18 protein-coding genes are annotated in these 17,952 nt (G+C 69.9%); 9 read left to right on the top strand and 9 right to left on the bottom strand.

The window, feature by feature from the left end; translation table 11 throughout:
* Positions 1-25 precede the first annotated feature (25 nt).
* Entirely contained in the window at positions 26-796 is a 771-nt protein-coding gene (locus VPA02S_RS30785) for an SDR family oxidoreductase (RefSeq protein WP_015867500.1), read from the top strand.
* A 593-nt stretch (positions 797-1,389) separates the two neighbouring features.
* On the opposite strand, the gene VPA02S_RS30780 is transcribed toward VPA02S_RS30785, so the two are convergent.
* Genes VPA02S_RS30780 through glyQ form a run of 5 tightly spaced genes read right to left on the bottom strand, consistent with a single transcriptional unit; the run spans position 1,390 to position 6,833 of the window.
* Positions 1,390-2,346, bottom strand: a complete 957-nt coding sequence (locus tag VPA02S_RS30780) for a M48 family metallopeptidase (RefSeq protein WP_027730107.1) — start codon at positions 2,344-2,346, stop codon at positions 1,390-1,392.
* 47 nt (positions 2,347-2,393) lie between these two features.
* A complete protein-coding gene (locus tag VPA02S_RS30775) occupies positions 2,394-3,170 on the bottom strand; it encodes a lysophospholipid acyltransferase family protein (protein WP_015867502.1) in 777 nt (258 codons plus the stop codon).
* Positions 3,170-3,763, bottom strand: coding sequence for a D-glycero-beta-D-manno-heptose 1,7-bisphosphate 7-phosphatase (gene gmhB / locus VPA02S_RS30770; protein ID WP_015867503.1), 594 nt, complete (start codon positions 3,761-3,763; stop codon positions 3,170-3,172). Before gmhB ends, VPA02S_RS30775 begins: the two co-directional genes overlap by 1 nt.
* Before the next feature lie 22 nt (positions 3,764-3,785).
* Complete coding sequence (gene glyS / locus VPA02S_RS30765; RefSeq protein ID WP_027730333.1) at positions 3,786-5,924, bottom strand: glycine--tRNA ligase subunit beta; 2,139 nt, start codon at positions 5,922-5,924, stop codon at positions 3,786-3,788.
* Between the two features lie 3 nt (positions 5,925-5,927).
* Positions 5,928-6,833, bottom strand: coding sequence for a glycine--tRNA ligase subunit alpha (glyQ, locus tag VPA02S_RS30760; RefSeq protein ID WP_062367296.1), 906 nt, complete (start codon positions 6,831-6,833; stop codon positions 5,928-5,930).
* A 248-nt stretch (positions 6,834-7,081) separates the two neighbouring features.
* Between glyQ and VPA02S_RS30755 the strand changes: the two genes are divergently transcribed.
* Genes VPA02S_RS30755 through VPA02S_RS30745 form a run of 3 tightly spaced genes read left to right on the top strand, consistent with a single transcriptional unit; the run spans position 7,082 to position 9,697 of the window.
* Entirely contained in the window at positions 7,082-8,047 is a 966-nt protein-coding gene (locus tag VPA02S_RS30755; RefSeq protein ID WP_062367295.1) for a diacylglycerol/lipid kinase family protein, read from the top strand.
* Entirely contained in the window at positions 8,044-8,868 is an 825-nt protein-coding gene (locus VPA02S_RS30750) for a metallophosphoesterase family protein (protein WP_062367294.1), read from the top strand. The genes VPA02S_RS30755 and VPA02S_RS30750 overlap by 4 nt, the downstream gene beginning before the upstream one ends.
* A gap of 10 nt (positions 8,869-8,878) precedes the next feature.
* On the top strand, positions 8,879-9,697 hold the full coding sequence (locus VPA02S_RS30745; protein WP_062367325.1) for a phosphatase PAP2 family protein: 819 nt from the start codon (positions 8,879-8,881) through the stop codon (positions 9,695-9,697).
* Between the two features lie 6 nt (positions 9,698-9,703).
* Here VPA02S_RS30745 and VPA02S_RS30740 read toward each other — a convergent pair whose 3' ends face one another.
* Positions 9,704-10,774 (bottom strand): asparaginase, encoded by a 1,071-nt coding sequence (locus VPA02S_RS30740; protein WP_015867509.1) that lies wholly within the window; start codon positions 10,772-10,774, stop codon positions 9,704-9,706.
* A gap of 151 nt (positions 10,775-10,925) precedes the next feature.
* Between VPA02S_RS30740 and VPA02S_RS30735 the strand changes: the two genes are divergently transcribed.
* Positions 10,926-11,609, top strand: coding sequence for a TetR family transcriptional regulator C-terminal domain-containing protein (locus VPA02S_RS30735; protein ID WP_015867510.1), 684 nt, complete (start codon positions 10,926-10,928; stop codon positions 11,607-11,609).
* A gap of 13 nt (positions 11,610-11,622) precedes the next feature.
* Here VPA02S_RS30735 and VPA02S_RS30730 read toward each other — a convergent pair whose 3' ends face one another.
* Positions 11,623-12,342, bottom strand: coding sequence for a carbonic anhydrase (locus VPA02S_RS30730; RefSeq protein ID WP_015867511.1), 720 nt, complete (start codon positions 12,340-12,342; stop codon positions 11,623-11,625).
* Positions 12,343-12,464: 122 nt separating this feature from the next.
* On the opposite strand from VPA02S_RS30730, the gene VPA02S_RS30725 reads away from it, so the two are divergent.
* Positions 12,465-13,322 carry a hypothetical protein gene (locus tag VPA02S_RS30725; RefSeq protein WP_062367293.1) on the top strand — a complete coding sequence of 286 codons (858 nt, stop codon included), beginning with the start codon at positions 12,465-12,467 and terminating at the stop codon, positions 13,320-13,322.
* Positions 13,323-13,340: 18 nt separating this feature from the next.
* On the opposite strand, the gene VPA02S_RS30720 is transcribed toward VPA02S_RS30725, so the two are convergent.
* Positions 13,341-14,285, bottom strand: a complete 945-nt coding sequence (locus VPA02S_RS30720) for a LysR family transcriptional regulator (protein ID WP_062367292.1) — start codon at positions 14,283-14,285, stop codon at positions 13,341-13,343.
* Positions 14,286-14,395: 110 nt separating this feature from the next.
* Here VPA02S_RS30720 and VPA02S_RS30715 point away from each other — a divergent pair, with 110 nt between their 5' ends.
* Positions 14,396-15,619, top strand: coding sequence for an MFS transporter (locus VPA02S_RS30715; protein ID WP_015867514.1), 1,224 nt, complete (start codon positions 14,396-14,398; stop codon positions 15,617-15,619).
* A gap of 7 nt (positions 15,620-15,626) precedes the next feature.
* Here VPA02S_RS30715 and VPA02S_RS30710 read toward each other — a convergent pair whose 3' ends face one another.
* On the bottom strand, positions 15,627-15,914 hold the full coding sequence (locus VPA02S_RS30710) for a hypothetical protein (RefSeq protein WP_015867515.1): 288 nt from the start codon (positions 15,912-15,914) through the stop codon (positions 15,627-15,629).
* A 165-nt stretch (positions 15,915-16,079) separates the two neighbouring features.
* On the opposite strand from VPA02S_RS30710, the gene VPA02S_RS30705 reads away from it, so the two are divergent.
* Both VPA02S_RS30705 and VPA02S_RS30700 read left to right on the top strand, forming a co-directional pair.
* Positions 16,080-16,667: an NAD(P)H-dependent oxidoreductase gene (locus tag VPA02S_RS30705; RefSeq protein WP_062367290.1), complete on the top strand. Its 588-nt coding sequence runs from the start codon at positions 16,080-16,082 to the stop codon at positions 16,665-16,667.
* Complete coding sequence (locus VPA02S_RS30700) at positions 16,664-17,938, top strand: amidohydrolase family protein (protein ID WP_062367288.1); 1,275 nt, start codon at positions 16,664-16,666, stop codon at positions 17,936-17,938. The genes VPA02S_RS30705 and VPA02S_RS30700 overlap by 4 nt, the downstream gene beginning before the upstream one ends.
* Positions 17,939-17,952 lie beyond the last annotated feature (14 nt).

Genomic DNA, 17,952 nt, shown 5'->3' with positions numbered 1-17,952 from the left:
CTTTCATTCAGGAGACACCTGCACCATGGACACCACCCAACTCTTCTCGCTGAAGGGCCGCAGCGCCTTGATCACCGGCGGCTCGCGCGGCATCGGCCGCATGATTGCCGAGGGCTTCCTGGCCCAGGGCGCGCGCGTGTACATCTCGGCCCGCAAGGCCGCGGCCTGCGACCAGGCCGCCAAGGAGCTTTCGGCCTTCGGCCATTGCGTCTCGCTGCCGGCCGACGTGTCCACGCTGGAAGGCGCGCAGGCGCTGGTCGCTGCCTATGCGAAGCATGAAGACGCGCTCGACATCTTGGTCAACAACGCGGGCGCGGCCTGGGGTGCACCGTACGACGAATTTCCCGAGAGCGGCTGGGACAAGGTGGTGGACCTGAACCTGAAGACGCCCTTCTTCCTGACCCAGGCGCTGACGCCGATGCTCAAGAAGGCGGCGACCGACCACCTCGCGAAGGTGATCAACATTGCGTCCATCGACGGCATCTCGGTGAATCCGCAGGAGACGTACTCCTATGCCGCAAGCAAGGCCGGCCTGATCCAGCTCACGCGGCGCATGGCGCTGCGGCTCGCGCAGGAGCGGATCGTGGTGAGCGCGATCGCGCCCGGGGCGTTTGCCTCGGACATGAACAAGCTCGCGCGCGACCATGGCGATGAAGTGAAGGAGCGGATTCCCGCGGGGCGCATCGGGGTGCCGGAGGACATGGCGGGGGCGGCCATTTATCTCGCCTCCCGGGCGGGGGACTATGTGATGGGGTCTACGCTGGTGGTGGATGGGGGGGTTACGCACGCTCGCTGATTTTTTTGAGGTGGGGGGCCGGGACTCGCCCCGGCGGGCGAGCTACTTTCTTTTGCTTCGCCAAAAGAAAGTAGCCAAAGAAAAGGCGACCCTGCTGTCTGCGTCCCTCCGCTTCGCTGCGGGCAACCTGCGGTGCTCGATTACGGCGGGGGTCCGCAGAACTCGCCTTCGGCTCAAACAGCTGCGGCCCTGATCCCGCCTCCATCTGCGCTCCTCGGCGCATACAGAAGGGGTGGGAGCCGGGCAGCCTTCGCTTCGCTCGGCCCCAATACCAACAGCCCAACCACCGCAGGCGCGCAGCGCCTGCGGTGGCTTGGTGGCCGAGCGAAGCAAAGGCCCGTGTGGTTTGCCCTCCCCTCTGTATGCGCCGAGGAGCGCAGCGTTTCGCGGATCAGGGCTCGCAGCTGTTTGAGCCGAAGGCGAGTTCTGCGAGACCCCGCGAAACGCGAGCACCGCAGGTTGCCCCGTAGCGCAGCGAAGGGGTCGCAGACAGTGGGGTCGCCTTTTCTTTGCTTACTTTCTTTTGGCGAAGCAAAAGAAAGTGAGTCCGCCGCCGGGCGGAATCCCGGCCCCGGAAAACAAAAAAACAAACCTCAAGACCACCGAGGCACAGCCTCATCCTTGAGCTGCCGCCGCAGCAGGTCATAGTCCGGCACCACGCTCTCCACCGTGTCCCAAAACCGCTGCGAGTGGTCCATCACCCGCAGATGCGCCAGCTCATGCGCCACCACATAGTCGATCACCGGCAGGCGAAAGTGGATCAACCGCCAGTTCAGCCGGATCGACCCATCCGCGCTCGCGCTTCCCCAGCGAGTCGCGGCATTCGACAGCGACAGCTTCTGCCACCGCACTCCCAGCCGGGGCGCGAAATGGTCGAGCCGCTCGATGAACAGCCGGCGCGCCTGCCGCATGAGCCAGGCCTGGGCGGCATCGCGGATCTGCGAGGCCTCGGCGTTCTGCGCCACGGCCAGGCGCAAAGTGCGCGGGCCGGCGGCGTCATCGCTTGCATCGAGCGTGCCGCCGACGCTTGCAAAGCCGTGCTTCGGATCGAGGCGGATCACGACCCTCTCGCCCATGAAGGGAAACTCCGCGCCGTCCTTCCAGTCGATGCGCGTGGCCTCGACGCGTGCGTGGCGCTGCTGCGTCTCCAGCAGCTTGCGCAGGATCCAGCCGGCCTTTTCCTGGATGGCGGCATCGACGTCGCGCAGCGTGACCCAGCGCGGCGCGCGCACCGACAGGCCTTCGGCGCCCACCACGAAGCCGATGGTCTTGCGCTTGCCGCGCTTGAACTCGTAGGCCACGCGCGCCGATCCCAGCACCGCTTCGCGCGTGGCCTCAGGGTGCACGAAGCTTGCGAGCGCGAGCGTGTCGCGCAGCGGGACGGCGGGCTGCGCAGGACCGGCGTCTCCGGCCCTGCCTGTTGGCTGCGCATCGGCCACCGGGGGTGCGGGCACGGCCGGCGGCGCCGCCTTTTTCCGGACCTTCTTGCCGCGCGGCTCGCTCGGCTTGGCCGGCGCAAACTCGTTGCCCAGCCCTTCGAACAGGTCCATCGTGAACTGAAGCAGTCCCCGCATCTCGGGCTCTTTCTTTTCTTCTACTACTTCAGCGCCTCTTGCGGCGCCTGCGGCAGCGGCAGGCTGTCGCGGTAGGCCTCGGGATCGAGCCGGCGCATCTCGGATTCGATCCAGGCCTCGACCTCGCGCATCAGCTCGTCGGGCTTGCGGCCCACGCTGGGAATGGCCGGGCCGATCGACACGTCGACCACGCCGGGACGCTTGATGAAGGCCTTGCGCGGCCAGACCTTGGCCGAGGTGACGGCCACCGGGATCACCGGCACGCCGGTCTCGCATGCGAGGCGCGTGCCGCCGCTCTTGTAGGTGCCCTTCTGGCCGCGCGGAATGCGGGTGCCCTCGGGAAACATGATGATCCAGATGCCCTGCGCCAGCAGCTTGCGGCCCTGGTTCACGACCTTGTTGAAGGCCTGCGCGCGCTGGCTGCGGTCGATGTGGATCATGTCGAGCCGGGCCATCGCCCAGCCGAAGAAGGGCACGTAGATCAGTTCCTTCTTGAACACGAAGGCCAGCGGATGCGGCATCAGCGTGGGCATCAGGAAGGTCTCGAAGGTCGACTGGTGCTTCACCAGCAGGACTGCGCCGGCCAGCTTGTCGGCGGGCAGGTTTTCCATGCCGGTCACGCGCGTCTGGATGCCCAGCAGCACGCGCGCGCCGCCGATGGCCCAGCTGAGCCACTGCACCGCCATCCAGTAGAGCGGAATGCCGCGCTTCCAGAGCGAACTGACGCACATGATGATGCCCCAGGGCACCACGGTGACGAGCATCCACAGGGCATGGACAACGGAACGGATAAAAGCCATCAGACAGCCACCTGCAGTGCAGCCTGCGCTTCGCGCGCAAGCAAAAAGTCGACAAAGGCGGCGAGGTTCTCATGAACCACGGTGTTCGCCGGGTATTCGGGGGGCAGCGGATCGACGCCGCGGCAGGCCGCGCCCATGCCGGTGAGCAGCAGGTGCGGCTCGCAGCCGGCGGCCGCGCCGGCCTGCAGGTCGCGCAGGCTGTCGCCCGCGGTGGGCACGTCCTTCAGGTCGATGCCGTAGCGGTCGGCAATCTGGCGGAACAGGCCCGGCGCGGGCTTGCGGCAATCGCAGCCCTCGTCGGGGCTGTGCGGGCAATAGAAGACCGCATCGACCCGCCCGCCCACGGCCGCGAGCATCTTGTGCATCTTGGCGTGCATGGCATTGAGCGAGGCCATGTCGAACAGCCCGCGGCCCAGGCCCGACTGGTTGGACGCGATCACCACATGCCAGCCCGCATGGTTGAGCCGGGCCACGGCCTCGAGCGCACCGGGCAGCGGCGTCCACTCGATGTCGCTCTTGACGAAGTCTTCGCGGTGCACGTTGATCGTGCCGTTGCGGTCGAGGATGACGAGTTTCATGGCAGTGCCGCCCATCGTGAGGTCGCCGGGGGGATGATCAAGCAGCCAGCCGCTCGAGCTGCGCCACGCGGTTCATCGCGGCGTGCAGCGACATCAGCAGGCCCAGCCGGTTCAGGCGCAGGTCGGCCTGCTCGGCATTGACCATCACGCCGTCGAAGAAGGCATCGACCGGCTCGCGCAGCGCGGCCAGGGTCTGCAGCGAAGCGGTGTAGTCGCCGGCATCGAACTGGGCATTGGCGGCGGGCACGACCTCGGCCATGGCGGCATGCAGCGCCTTCTCGGCGGGCTCCTTCAGCAGCAGCTCGCTGACGTGCGCGTCGGCCTCGGGCGCCTTCTTGAGGATGTTGCCGATGCGCTTGTTGGCGGCGGCCAGCGCGGCGGCGGCTGGCAGCGCGGCAAAGGCGCGCACGGCCGCCAGCAGCTTGGGCACCTCGCCCAGGCGCTGCGGCCGCGGCGCCAGCACGGCGTCGACTTCCTGCGCGCTGGCGCCCTGCTCGCGCAGGCTGCCGGCCAGGCGGTCGAGGATGAAGTCCTGCAGCTCGGCCGTGGCCTTGCCGGTGTCGAAGCCGTCGATGTCCTTGAACTGCGCGGCGGCGTCCTGCAGCAGCGCGTCGAGCTTCAGCGGCAGGTCTTTCTCGATCAGCATGCGGATCACGCCGAGCGCATGGCGGCGCAGCGCGAAGGGATCGCGGTCGCCGGTGGGCAGGTTGCCGATGCCGAACATGCCGACCAGCGTCTCGAGCTTGTCGGCCAGTGCGACCACCAGGCCCACGCTGTTGCGCGGCAGCTCGTCGCCGGCAAAGCGCGGCTTGTAGTGGTCTTCGATCGCGTCGGCCACTTCGGCAGCGAGGCCGTCGTGCAGCGCGTAGTAGCGGCCCATGGTGCCCTGCAGCTCCGGGAACTCGCCGACCATGTCGGTCACGAGGTCGGCCTTGGCCAGCTGCGCGGCCTGCACCGCATGCGCGACGAGCGCGGCGCCGCCGAGCTTTTCGGCGATGCCGCGCGCAATGCGCATCACGCGTTCGACGCGCTCGCCCTGGGTGCCGAGCTTGTTGTGATAGACCACCTTGCCCAGCGATTCGACGCGCGAGGCCAGCGACTTCTTGCGGTCCTGGTCGAAGAAGAACTTGGCGTCGGCCAGGCGCGGACGCACCACGCGCTCGTTGCCGCCGACCACCGCGCTCGCATCTTCCGGGCTGATGTTGCTGACCACCAGGAACTTGTTGGTGAGCCGGTTCGAGGCGTCCAGCAGCGGAAAGTACTTCTGGTTGGCCTTCATCGTGAGGATGAGGCACTCCTGCGGCACTTCGAGGAATTCGCGCTCGAAGCTGCAGACCAGCACGTTGGGCCGCTCGACCAGCGCGGTCACTTCGTCGAGCAGCGCGTCGTCATGGATGGGCACGGCAGCGCCGCCGACCCGCACGGCCGCGGCCGCGAGCTGGCGCGCGATCTCGGTGCGGCGCGCTTCGAAGCTCGCGATGACCGCGCCCTCGTCCTGCATCTGCAGCGCATAGCTGTTGGCGTCGCGCAGCACGACCGGATCGACGGCCGCCTCGAAGCGGTGGCCGTGGGTTTCGCGGCCGGCCTTCAGGCCGAGCGCCTCGACCGGCACCACGGCATCGCCATGCAGCGCCACCAGGCCATGCGCGGGGCGCACGAAGCTCACGCTGCTCCAGCCGGGCAGCTCGCAGCCGCTTTCGAGCTGGTAGCTCATCACCTTGGGAATCGGCAGCTTGGCAATGGCCTCGGCCAGCGCCTTCTGCAGGCCTTCGGCCAGCGTTGCGCCCTTGGCGGTGCTTTCGTAGAACAGCGCTTCGGCCTTGCCGTCCATCGCGCGCTTGAGGCCGGGCACGGCCGAGGCGTCGGCGCCCAGCGCGGCCAGGCGCTTCAGCAACGCGGGCGTGGGCTGGCCCGAGGCATCGAGTCCCACGGCCACGGGCATGAGCTTTTGCGAGACGGCCTTGTCGGCGGCGCGCTCGGCCACGTGCGTGAGGTGCGCAGCGAGGCGGCGCGGCGACGCGTAGGCCGTGAGCACCGAGGCGGGCTCGGCGAGCCCCTGGGCCACGAGCTGGTCGCGCAGCACGCCGGCGAAGGCATCGCCGAGTTTCTTCAGCGCCTTGGGCGGCAGCTCTTCGACGAAGAGTTCGACCAACAGGTTCTTTTGCACGCTCGTCATCGCTCAGGCCGCCTTCTTCGTGATTTGTGCAACCCACTCGCGAGGCGCCATCGGAAAACCGAGCCGCTCGCGGCTCTCGTAGTAGCTCTGCGCCACGCTGCGCGCGAGGTTGCGGATGCGGCCGATGTAGGCCGCGCGCTCGGTCACGCTGATGGCGCCGCGCGCGTCGAGCAGGTTGAAGCTGTGCGCGGCCTTGAGCACCTGTTCGTAGGCCGGCAGCGCGAGCTGCTCGGTCATGAGGTGCCTGGCCTGCTTCTCGTGCGCCGCGAAGGCGGTGAACAAAAACTCGGCGTCGCTGTGCTCGAAGTTGTAGGTCGACTGCTCGACCTCGTTCTGCTTGTAGACGTCGCCGTAGCTCAGGCCGTCGGTCCAGGTGAGGTTGTAGACGTTGTCCACGCCCTGCAGGTACATGGCCAGGCGCTCCAGGCCGTAGGTGATCTCGCCGGTGATCGGCTTGCAGTCGATGCCGCCGACCTGCTGGAAATAGGTGAACTGCGTCACTTCCATGCCGTTGAGCCAGACTTCCCAGCCCAGGCCCCAGGCGCCGAGCGTGGGATTCTCCCAGTCGTCTTCGACGAAGCGGATGTCGTTTTTCTTCAAGTCGAAGCCCAGCGCCTCGAGGCTGCCGAGGTACAGCTCCAGGATGTTGCTGGGCGCCGGCTTGAGCACCACCTGGTACTGGTAGTAGTGCTGCAGGCGGTTGGGGTTCTCGCCGTAGCGGCCGTCCTTGGGGCGGCGGCTGGGCTGCACGTAGGCGGCCTTCCAGGGCTCGGGGCCGAGCGCGCGCAGGAAGGTGGCGGTGTGCGAGGTGCCCGCGCCCACTTCCATGTCGTAGGGTTGCAGCAGCGCACAGCCCTTGTCGGCCCAGTACGACTGCAGTTTGAGAATGATTTGCTGGAAGGTCAACATGAAGCAGGCCGGCGTGACCGGGCGTTGGACGGTAGCGCGATGAAGCACCGCGAAAGCAGACGATTTTACGGGCGGAGGGCCGCTCTCCCACAGCAAGCCGGCATGCCGGCCGCCTGCGCGGACCGGCCGGCCGTGCGACAACCGCGGGTCAGGGGCGCGCACCGCGCTTTTCCCGGGCTTCCTGCCCCCGCGCCCGAACTTTCGCAGCCCGCCAGGCTCTTCCCCTCCTTTTTCCGGTTTCCATCGACATGCAGCCGTCTCCCCTCGGTCCGAACTCCCCCTTGTTCGTCGTTCTCAACGCCGGCTCCGGCAGCGCGGACGCCGCCGAAACCCGCGAAATCATCGAGCAAGGCTGCGCCGCGGCCGGCCGCAGGCTGCGCATCTTCCTGGTCGACGAACGCACGACGGTGCAGGCGCTGGCGCGCGAGGCGGTGGAGCGCGCCCGCGCCGTGGACGGCGTGGTGGTGGCCGCGGGCGGCGACGGCACCCTCAACACGGTGGCGCGGGCCACGCTCGGCAGCGGGCTGGCCTTCGGCGTGCTGCCGCAGGGCACCTTCAACTATTTCAGCCGCGCCCACGGCATTCCGCGCGACACGGCGCAGGCGCTGCAGGTGCTGCTGGACGAGCAGCCGCGGCCGGTGCAGGTGGGGCTGGTCAACGACCGCATCTTCCTGGTGAACGCCAGCATGGGCCTGTATGCCGAACTGCTGGAGGAACGCGAAAGCTACAAGGTGCGCTACGGCCGCAGCCGCTGGGTCGCGTTCTTTGCCGGCCTGCTCACCGTGATGCGTGGCCACCGGCACTGGAACCTGCGCATCGCCTCGCACGGGGTGGAGCGCGACATCCGCACGACCACGCTTTTCGTGGGCAACAACCCGCTACAGCTGCTGCAGGTGGGCATCGCGCATGCCGATGCACCCGAGAACGGCCAGCTGGCCGCCGTGGCGCTGAAGCCGGTGGGCGTGCTGGCCATGCCCGGCCTGCTGGTGCGCGGCGCGCTCGGCCGGCTGGGGAACGCCGACGAGGTGCTGAGCTTTCCGTTCGAGTCGATGACGGTGAAGGCCGGCCGCCTGCATCCGCCGCGCCGCGTGAAAGTGGCCACCGACGGCGAGATCGCCTGGGCCGAGATGCCGCTGCTGTTCCGGGTCTCGCCCGAACCGCTGTGGCTGGTACGGCCCGACGTCGCGCCCGAGCTGGAGGCCGCCAAGCAATGAGCTGCCTGCTGCAGATCTCCGACACGCATTTCGGCACCGAGCAGCCCGAGGTGATGGCCGCGCTCGAGCGGCTCGCGCAGGCCCTGGCGCCGCAGGTGGTGGTGCTCTCGGGCGACATCACGCAGCGCGCCACGCGCAGGCAGTTCGCGGCCGCACGCGCCTTCGTCGATCGGCTGGCCGCACCGGCCGTGGTGGCCATTCCGGGCAACCACGACATTCCGCTGTTCCAGCTGGGGGCGCGCCTGTTCTCGCCTTATGGGCGCTACGCCGGCGCCTTCGGCACCGACCTGGAGCCGGTGTTCGAATCCGCCGACTGGCTGGTGGTGGCGGTCAACACCACGCGCTGGTGGCGGCATGCGGACGGCGAGGTCTCGCCGGCGCAGATCGAGCGGGTGGCGGCGCGGCTGGCGGGCGCCCTGCCTTCGCAACTGCGCGTGGTGGTCACGCACCAGCCCGTGATGGTGACGCGGCAGGAAGACATGCAAAACCGGCTGCACGGGCGCGAAGCCGCCGTCGCGCGCTGGTGCGCGGCCGGCGCGGACCTGATCCTGGGCGGCCACATCCACCTGCCGTTCGTGCGTTCGCTGCACGGTGCGTACGCCGGCTGCCCGCGCACCGCATGGGCGGTGCAGGCCGGCACGGCGGTGTCGTCGCGCGTGCGCGCGGGCCATCCCAATTCGGTGAACGTGCTGCGCCTGGGCGCGCCGGAAGACGGCCGCGTGTGCCAGGCCGAGCGCTGGGACCATTCGGCCGCCGACAAGGCCTTCGTGTGCGCCAAGGTTTTGCAGCTTCCGCTTGCCAGCGCCAGGGCGCCCGCTTAGGGTGCGCCGCATGCCGATGGAAGCCCCTGCACTCGTTCTTCTCGCCCGCCAGCTGGGCGAGCATTCGCTGGCCTGGTTCGCCGGCGCCTTCGCCGTCTCGGTGCTCGGCGCCGGCCTGGCCTGCCGGGCGCTGCAGCGGCGGCGCCTCAGGAGATCGCCGGCCGATGAGCCCGACGAACCGCGGCTGGCCGCCGGGCTGGCCATCGGCTTCCTGTCGATCCTCGGGGCGGCCAGCCTGGTGGCATACATCGCATCGAAGCTCGGCGACGGGCGCCTGCTGGGCCTGGCCGACCAGGCGCTGGCCAACGCCATCGGCGAGCACCTGCCGTGGGCGGCGCTGGTGGCTTTCAGCTGGCTCACGCACCTGGGCGATGCCGAACTGCTGGCGCCGGTGTGCGTGGTGGTGGCGCTGCTGCTGTGGCGCCGCGCGCACCACGGCCTGGCGCTGGGCTGGGTCATGGCGCTCGGCGGCATCGTGCTGCTGAACCCGGCGCTCAAGCGCATCTTCGCGCGCGCGCGGCCGCTGCACGACCACGGGCTGGCGCTGGAGACGAGCTACAGCTTCCCGAGCGGCCACAGCGCGGGCGCGATCGTGAGCTACGGCATGCTGATGTACTTGGCGCTGCGCCTGCTGCCGGCGCGCTGGCATGTGCCGGCGGCCATGGGGGCGGCCGCCGCCATCGTCACCATCGCGTGCAGCCGCGTGTTCTTGCAGGTGCATTTCGCAAGCGACGTGGCGGCCGGCCTGCTGACCGGCCTGGCCTGGCTGCTCGTGTGCGTGGGCAGCCTCGAATACGCGTGGCACCGCAAGCGCCGCGCCGCGCGCTAGGGCGGGTCAATACTCCCAGAAGATGCGCTGGAGCTCTTTGGTGTCGCTGGTCTTGGTCAGCGCCACCATCGCCAGGATGCGCGCCTTCTGCGGACGCAGGTCGTGCGCCACCACCCAGTCGTACTTGTCGTCGGGCTGCTCGGCATTGCGGATCACGAAGCCGTCGGGCACGCGCGAGCTGCGGATGATGATTGCGCCGTCGGTGCGCGCCTTCTGCAGGTTGGGCACGATGCGGTTGGCCACCGAGCCGTTGCCCGTGCCGCCATGGATGATCGCCTTCACGCCGCTCTTGGCCAGCGCGTCGATGGCGATGGACGAGACGCCCTCGTAGCCCATCGCGATCTCGACCGGCGGCAGCGCGGTGATGGCGTCGATGTCGAACTCCGAACTCATGGTGTGGCGCTTGACCGGCGCGCGGAACCAGTAGTTCTTGCCCTCGACCACCATGCCGAGCGGGCCCCACTGGCTCGAGAAGGCGCTGGTCTTGATGTTGACGTTCTTGCTCACGTCGCGGCCGCTGTCGATGTTGTCGTTCATCGTCACGAGCACGCCCTTGCCCGCCGCGTCCTTGCTGCCGGCCACGCTGACGGCGTCGTACAGGTTGAGCGCACCGTCGGCGGAAAGGGCCGTGCCCGGGCGCATCGAGCCGACCACCACGATCGGCTTGCTGGTGTGCACGGTGAGCGTGAGGAAGTAGGCGGTTTCCTCGAGCGTGTCGGTGCCGTGGGTGATGACGATGCCGTCCACGTCCGCCTGCTTCGACAGCGCCGAGACGCGCTTGGCCAGCGTCAGCAGGTTGTCGTTGGTGAGGCTTTCGGAAGCGACCTGGAACACCTGCTCGCCGCGCACGTTGGCGATCTTGGAGAGCTCGGGCAGGCCGGCGATCAGCTTCTCGACGCCGACCTTGGCGGCCGCGTAGGTGGCGCTGTTGACGGCCGAGGCGCCGGCGCCCGCGATGGTGCCGCCGGTGGCCAGGATCACCACATTGGGCAACGCCTGCTGGGCTTGCGCCAGGGCGCTGGCCGCGAGCAGTGCGGCACCGGCCGCGAAGGCGCGGAAACGGGGGGAAAGGTACATGAAGGAACTCCTTTGTTGGGACGAAATTCTGGAAGCGGCGAGAAGATACATGAACCGTGCCCGCATGCCCTGCGCTTCCATGCCGGCATGGCATGCGGCCATGCGCCAAGGATTACCATCGCCGGGCGCACCGCCGCATATCCGCCATGCCATGAACGCCGATCCCGCCGCCCTGTCCCCCAGCACCGCCCAGGAAATGCCCGCCCCCGACGGCCCGCTGTCGCGCGCGCGGCCGGGGCGCGAACGCATCATGGCGGCGATCCGCACCGCGGCCGTGGCCGAGTTCAGCCTGCATGGCCTCAAGGGCACCTCCACCCAGGCCATTGCCGCGCGCGCCGGCCTCACCAAGCCCCAGCTGCACTACTACATCGCCGGCAAGGAAGAGCTCTACGAAGAGCTGCTGATGCAGGTGCTGCATGCCTGGAAGGTGGTGTTCTCGTTCGAGGACGCCAGCGACCCGGCCACCGTGCTGGGCGACTACATCCGCAAGAAGCTCGACCACGCGTTCGACAACCCCGAGATCTCGCGCATCTTCACGCGCGAAGTGCTCGACGGCGGCCGCAACCTCGACCGCTACTGGCCCAACGCGCAGGCCTGGACGCAGAAGAAGGTCGACATCATCAACGGCTGGATCGCGCGCGGGCAGATGCGCCCGCTCGATGCGCGCCTGCTCCTGATGCACATCTGGGCCATGACCCAGAGCTACGCCGACTATGCGATCCAGACGCGCGTGATGCTCGGCCTGCCGCCCGATGCGCCGATCGACCGCGAGCCGATCGCTCGCGAGCTGGTGGCCTTCGTGCTGGGCGGCTGCGGCATCGGCAGCCAAGCCTAGCCGCAGGCCTTCGTCAGACCATGCTGACCCGGCCGGTCGCCAGGTCGTAGATTCCGCCGACCACCTTGACCGCGCCGCTCGCGGCCATGCCGCCGAGGATGGGCGCCGACGTGGCCAGGCGCGCGACGCTCTGGCGCACGTTCTGCTCGGTGGCCGCCTGCAGCAGCGAGGCGGGCTCGCGGCGCGACGCGGCTTCCACGGCCGGGCGGATCGACGCGACCAGCCCCGGCAGGTGCCCGGGCAGCACGGCGTTTTCCTGCAGCACCTTGATGGTGGCCGAGATGGCGCCGCAGTTGCTGTGGCCGAGCACCATGATGAGCGGCACGTCGAGGAACTTGGCCGCGTATTCCATGCTGGCGATGCCATCGTCGTTGACGAAGTTGCCGGCCAGCCGCACCACGAAAAGATCGCCCGGGCCCTGGTCGAAGGCCAATTCGGGCGCCACGCGCGAGTCGGCGCAGGCAAGGATCGCCGCGAACGGCTTCTGGCCCGAGGTGCGCGCCACGCGGCCCACGCTGAAATCGCGCTGCGTCTGCCGGCCCTGCGAATAGCGCAGATTGCCCTGCACCAGCCGCTGGAGCGCGGCATCGCCGCCGATGCGGTTGTCGGGCAGCGGCGTGTCGGCCGCGAACGCATCGGCGCCGGACGCCAGGGCGGCCAAAGCGGCCGCGCCGCCCAGCAGCCGGCGGCGCGAGGTTGCCGGCAGCGCGGCGGAAGATTGGCAGTCACACATGAGGAACTCCGTTCTTGGTGGTTGTCGAGTTCGCCGGGTCTCCCGGCAGGAAATGCCGGGCTTTCGCACTGGCGCGCGAATTGTTACGCTATGTATCGAGAACAACAAAGTCCAAACATTGCATGGATTTCCTGCCGCCGCCCGAGCTGGCGCTTTCGATCTCCTACGAAGCCCGCGCCCAAGCCGTGGCGCTCTATTGCGACGCGATCGTGCGCATGCACTGGGGCGAGCGGCTCATCAACAAGATCTTCGGCCGCGCGATGCAGTCGCACGCCGCGGGCCGCATCGTGGTGCAGCACTACCGCTGGAAGGAAGAGGGCGCCGAGCGCCCCACGCTGGCGCTGCTGCAGCGCCACGCGAGCCGCGGCACGCGCACGCTGGCCAGCTTCGTCGCCGTGCTGCGGCTCACGGGCATGGTGGCGGCCGAGGCCGATCCCGGCGACCGCCGCGTGCGCTACCTGGTGCCGCAGGAGCGGCTGATTGCCGGCCTGCGCGCCTGGATCGCCCACCACCTGCGCTGCTGCGAGGCGCTCGGCCTGCTGGGCGCCGGCCATGCCGACAGGCTGGCGGACGACGCCGCCTTTTTCTCGGCCTTCGTGAGCCGCGCCGGCACCATCCTGGACCAGGTGGCGCTGCACCGCGGCCGCTTCGGCGGCTGGAGCTGGTTCGACGAGCGCGACGGCGGCGGCCGGGTCGCGATGCTGCTGCTGCGCGACCACTTCAAGGCCAACCCGGTCGCAGGCTCGCCCCCGGCGGCCTTCCCGCTGCGCGCACGCGAACTCGCCGAGGGACTGGGCCTGTCGCACTCGCACGTGCGCGGCATGCTGAAGGAGGCGACGGAGGCGGGCCACCTGGCGCATGACGCGGGGCGCGCGCAGCTGCGGCTCACGCCGCGCTTCCTGGACGAAGCGACGAGCTGGCTGCTGCACTTCCTGTCGTGGTTCGCCGATGCCGCGCATGCGGCGCGGCGGGCCGGCTGAGGCCGCCGCCGGCCGCGTTCAGGCCGCGCCCGCCTCCCAGGTGCGGCCTGCCGGATCGGCCAGCGCGAGCCGCATGGTCTCGATGAAGCGGCGCAGGCGCGCCGGCTGGAAGCGCGACGGCGGATAGATCAGGTACACCGGCAGCGGCGCCACATGCCATTGCGGCACCAGCTGCACCAGCCGGCCGGCGGCAATGTCCTCGTTCACCAGCCAGGCCGAGGCCATGCAGGCACCCAGGCCCATGCGCGCCGCGCTTTGCAGCGCATAGAGGCTGTCGGTGCTCATGCGCGGGCGGATCGGTACGCGCGCGACCTCGCCGCTCGGCCGGTGCGTGAGCAGCACCTCATTGCGATAGAAGGTGCGCAGCGCGAGCCACGGCAGCTCGGCCAGCTCCGACGGATGCGCGGGCGGCGCGCGCCCGGCCAGCACCGAGGGCGCAGCGACCACCACGCGCGGCACTTCCGAGAGCTTGAGCGCCACCGCCAGGGTGTCGGTCACCTCGCCGACCTGGATCGCGCAGTCGACGCCTTCGGCGATGAAGTCGGGCCGGCGGTCGTTCAGCAGCCACTCGACCGACACGCGCGGATAGGCCCGGAGGTAGTCGGCCAGCGGACCGACCAGCAGCAGCTGGCCCAGCGCATGCGGCGCCACCACGCGCAGCGTGCCTTCGGGCTCGTCGCCCACGCCGCGCAGGTCGGCCTCGAAGGCGTGCCAGTCGGCGAGCAGCTCCCGGGCGCGCTCGTAGCAGCGCTCGCCGTCCTCGGTGAGCTTCATGGCGTGCGTGGACCGGCGCAGGAGCCGCACGCCCAGCGAGCGCTCCAGCGACTGCAGGCGGCGGCTCACGGTGGGCTGGGTCGCACCCATCTGGAGCGCGGCGGCCGAAAGGCTGCCGGCCTCGACGATATGGACGAAGGTCTGCATCAGTTCGATGCGGTCGGCGGCGGGAGAGGAGAGAGTCGACATGGCTTGCTTTATTCGCTTGGCGTATAGGCATTGTGCGATTCTCGAGACTACCAAGCCAAACCCTAAGCGTGCACATTTCAGTCATCGCTCGATGTTCAAGGGTTAACACCATGTCTTCCATTCAAAATATGCATGCATCGGCTGGCGCCGCGCCGGAGGGGCGCAGCCTGCCGGGATCGCTGGTGCTGCTGCTGGCCACGGGTGCGGGCCTGTCGGTGGCGTCGCTCTACTACGCCCAGCCGATGCTCGGCGTGCTGGGCGCGGACATCGGCGCCTCGCCCCGCTCGGTGGGGCTCATTCCCACGCTCACGCAGCTGGGCTACGCGCTCGGCATCCTGCTGCTGGCGCCGCTGGGCGACCGCTTCGACCGGCGCCGCATCGTGCTGGCCAAGGCGGCCGCGCTGTGCGCCGCGCTGCTGGTGGCCGGCGCCGCGCCGTCGATCGGCGTGCTGCTCGCGGCCAGCCTGGCCATCGGCCTGGCGGCGACCATGGCGCAGGACATCGTGCCCGCGGCCGCCACGCTGGCACCCGAGGCCTCGCGCGGCAAGACCGTGGGCACGGTGATGACCGGGCTGCTGCTGGGCATCCTGCTGTCGCGCGTGGTGAGCGGTTTCGTGGCCGAGCACTTCGGCTGGCGCGCGATGTTCATCGCGGCCGCGGCCAGCATCGCGCTGATCGGCGCGGCCGCCTGGCGCGGGCTGCCGCGCTTCCGGCCCACCACGCACCTGGCCTACGCCGCGCTGCTCGGCTCCCTGGGCACGCTGTGGTCGCGCCACGGCATGCTGCGCCGCGCGGCGCTGGCCCAGGCGCTGCTGGCGGTGGGATTCAGCGCGTTCTGGTCGACGCTGGCCGTGATGCTGCATGGCGCCCCCTTCCACCTGGGCAGCGCGGCGGCGGGCGCCTTCGGCCTGGCCGGCGCGGCGGGCGCGCTGGCGGCGCCGCTGGCCGGCCGGCTGGCCGACCGCCGCGGGCCCGAGCTGGTGACGCGGCTGGGCGCCGGGCTGGCGGTGCTGTCGTTCGCGGCCATGGGCCTGGCGCCGCTGATGGCGCCGCAGGCGCAGCTCTGGCTGCTGGCGCTGGCCGCAGTCGGCTTCGACCTGGGCATGCAGGCGGCGCTGATCGCGCACCAGACCATCGTCTACGGCATCGAGCCCGGTGCGCGCAGCCGCCTCAATGCGGTGCTGTTCACCAGCATGTTCATCGGCATGGCGGCCGGCTCGGCGCTGGGCGCGCTGGCGCTCGCGCAGTGGGGCTGGGCCGGCGTGACCGGGCTGGCGACCGCCACGGCCGCCGCGGCGCTGGCGGTGCGGCTCTGGCCGCGCAAGGCCAGGTAGCGTCGGCTCACCTTGAGCCCGCTGCGCAGCACGGCTTGAATTCGACGGTGGGGCCGAAGGCAGTGTCGATGACCCGGGTACGCGATTCCGCCTGCAGGTCTTCTCCGCCGCCGCCACCGGCCGCCGCGGCGCCGATGCGCCGCACTTCCTCGGACTGCGCCTCGTCGAGCGGCGCCTTGCCATGGGCGCGCGGCAGCATGACGTAGACGGCGAAGAGCGCGGCGTTCACGACGAGCGCCAGCGCGATCACCTTCTCGTAGACGGAAGAAATGCTCTGTGCATGGCGCGGTTGCATATGGCTCTCCTGCGCATCGGTGCGCACTGGCGGCAAACATAGGCGATCGGCGCCGCCGCCGCGTCCTCCGAAGCGATGACGGCCCCCGAGCCCCACTCCGGTGCATTCGGACTGGCACGTCGCTTGCATAACCTGACCACTTGCTCTGATTAATCGGTCAAATTCATGCGCGTGCTCGTCGTCTACTGCCATCCGGTCGAAACCAGCTTCCACGCCGCCCTGCACCAGGAGGTGCTGAAGAACCTGCGCGCGGCCGGGCACGAGGTGGACGACTGCGACCTGTACGCCGAGGGCTTCAACCCGGTGCTCTCGCGCGAGGAGCGGCTCGGCTACCACGAGGTGCCGGGCAACCAGCTGCCGCTCAAGCCCTATGTGGAGCGGCTGCGGTGGGCCGAGGGCATCGTGTTCTGCTTTCCGACCTGGTGCTTCGGCCTGCCGGCGATGCTCAAGGGCTACTTCGACCGGCTCTTCATGCCCGGCGTGGCCTTCGACATCAGCGATCCGGCCAACGTGAAGCCGATGCTCACGCACATCAAGCGCATCAGCGCCGTGGTCACCTACGGGCGGCCGCGCTGGATGGCCTGGTACATGGGCGACCCGCCGCGCAAGATCGTCACGCGCTACATGCTGCGGCTCACGGGCCGCCGCGCCCGCGTGGACTACCACGCCCACTACCACATGAACGTGGCGACCGAGCCCCAGCTCAAGCGCTTCATGGCACGGGTCGGCGCCGCGATGGCGCGTTTCGCATGAAGGCGCCCGCGCTGCTCGGCAATGCGCGCCTGCCGCGCTGGCTGCTGCCGGCCGGCTGGCCAGAGCGCGACGGCGTGCCGGTGCTGGCGCGCATCGCGCTCGAGGCCGGCCGCGTGCAGTCGGTGCGGCCCGCTTCCGGCCCGGACGAGCCCGACCCCGAAGCATGGGACCTGGCCGGCACGCTGGTGCTGCCGGGCTTCGTCGACGCCCACACGCACCTGGACAAGGCCTTCACGCTGCCGCGCATGAAAAAGGTGCAGCCCGGCCTGCTCGGCGCCATCGACGCGATGCTGGCCGACCGCGTGCACTGGAGCCCCGCCGACGTGCACGAGCGCGCCGCGCGCGGCCTGCAGTGGGCCTGGGAATGCGGCACCACGCATGTGCGCACGCATGTCGACTGGTGGGAGCCCGACACGGTGCCGCTGGCCTGGCCCGTGATGGCCGAGCTCGCGCAGGAATGGGCCGGCAGGGTGCGGCTGGAGCAGGTCAGCCTCATCAAGCTGCCGCTGTTCGAGGACGCCGCGCAGGCCCTGCGGCTTGCCAGGCAGGTGAAGGCCACCGGGCCGCATGCGCTGCTCGGCGGCTTCGTGCATTCCACCAACTGGAGCGAGAACGCGCTGCGCAACCTGCTGGTGGCAGCGCAGGCCTGCGACCTCGACGTCGACCTGCACGTCGATGAAGAACTGAATGCGTCGGCAGCCGGCCTGCAAACCACCGCACGCATCCTGCGCGAGATCGGCTTCGAAGGCCGCGTGGTCTGCGGCCACGTCTGTGCGCTGGCCGCGCAGCCCGAGGCGGAGGCCCTTGCCACGCTCGATGCCGTCGCACGCGCGCCGATCACCATCGTCTCGCTGCCCGCCACCAACCTGCTGCTGCAGGACGCGGTGACGGGCCGCACCCCGCGCCTGCGCGGCCTCACGCTGGTGAAGGAAGCGCGCGAACGCGGCATTCCGCTGCTGTTTGCGAGCGACAACGTGCAGGACCCGTTCTGCCGCCTCGGCAGCTTCGACCCGGTCGAGGCGCTGGGCACGGCCGCGCTCGTCGCCCAACTGCCCGATCCCTTCGACGACTGGTCGCAGGCGCTGTGCCGCGGCGACTGGCTGCAGCGCGCCCCCGCCACGGCGGCGCCCACGCTGGCCGGCGCCAAGGCCGACCTCGTGCTGTTCACCCAGGCCGACCGCCATGGCTGGCCTTCGCGCAGCGCCACCCGCGTGGTGCTGCGCGAGGGCCGCGTCACGCATGGCGACGCGGCGCCCTTCCTTCCCCGCTGACGAACAAAGGAACC

It is taken from the genome of Variovorax paradoxus NBRC 15149 (assembly GCF_001591365.1).
GTDB lineage: Bacteria > Pseudomonadota > Gammaproteobacteria > Burkholderiales > Burkholderiaceae_C > Variovorax > Variovorax paradoxus.
Note: the sequence above shows the minus strand (reverse complement) of the source record. Positions and strands in the feature narration are given on the sequence as shown.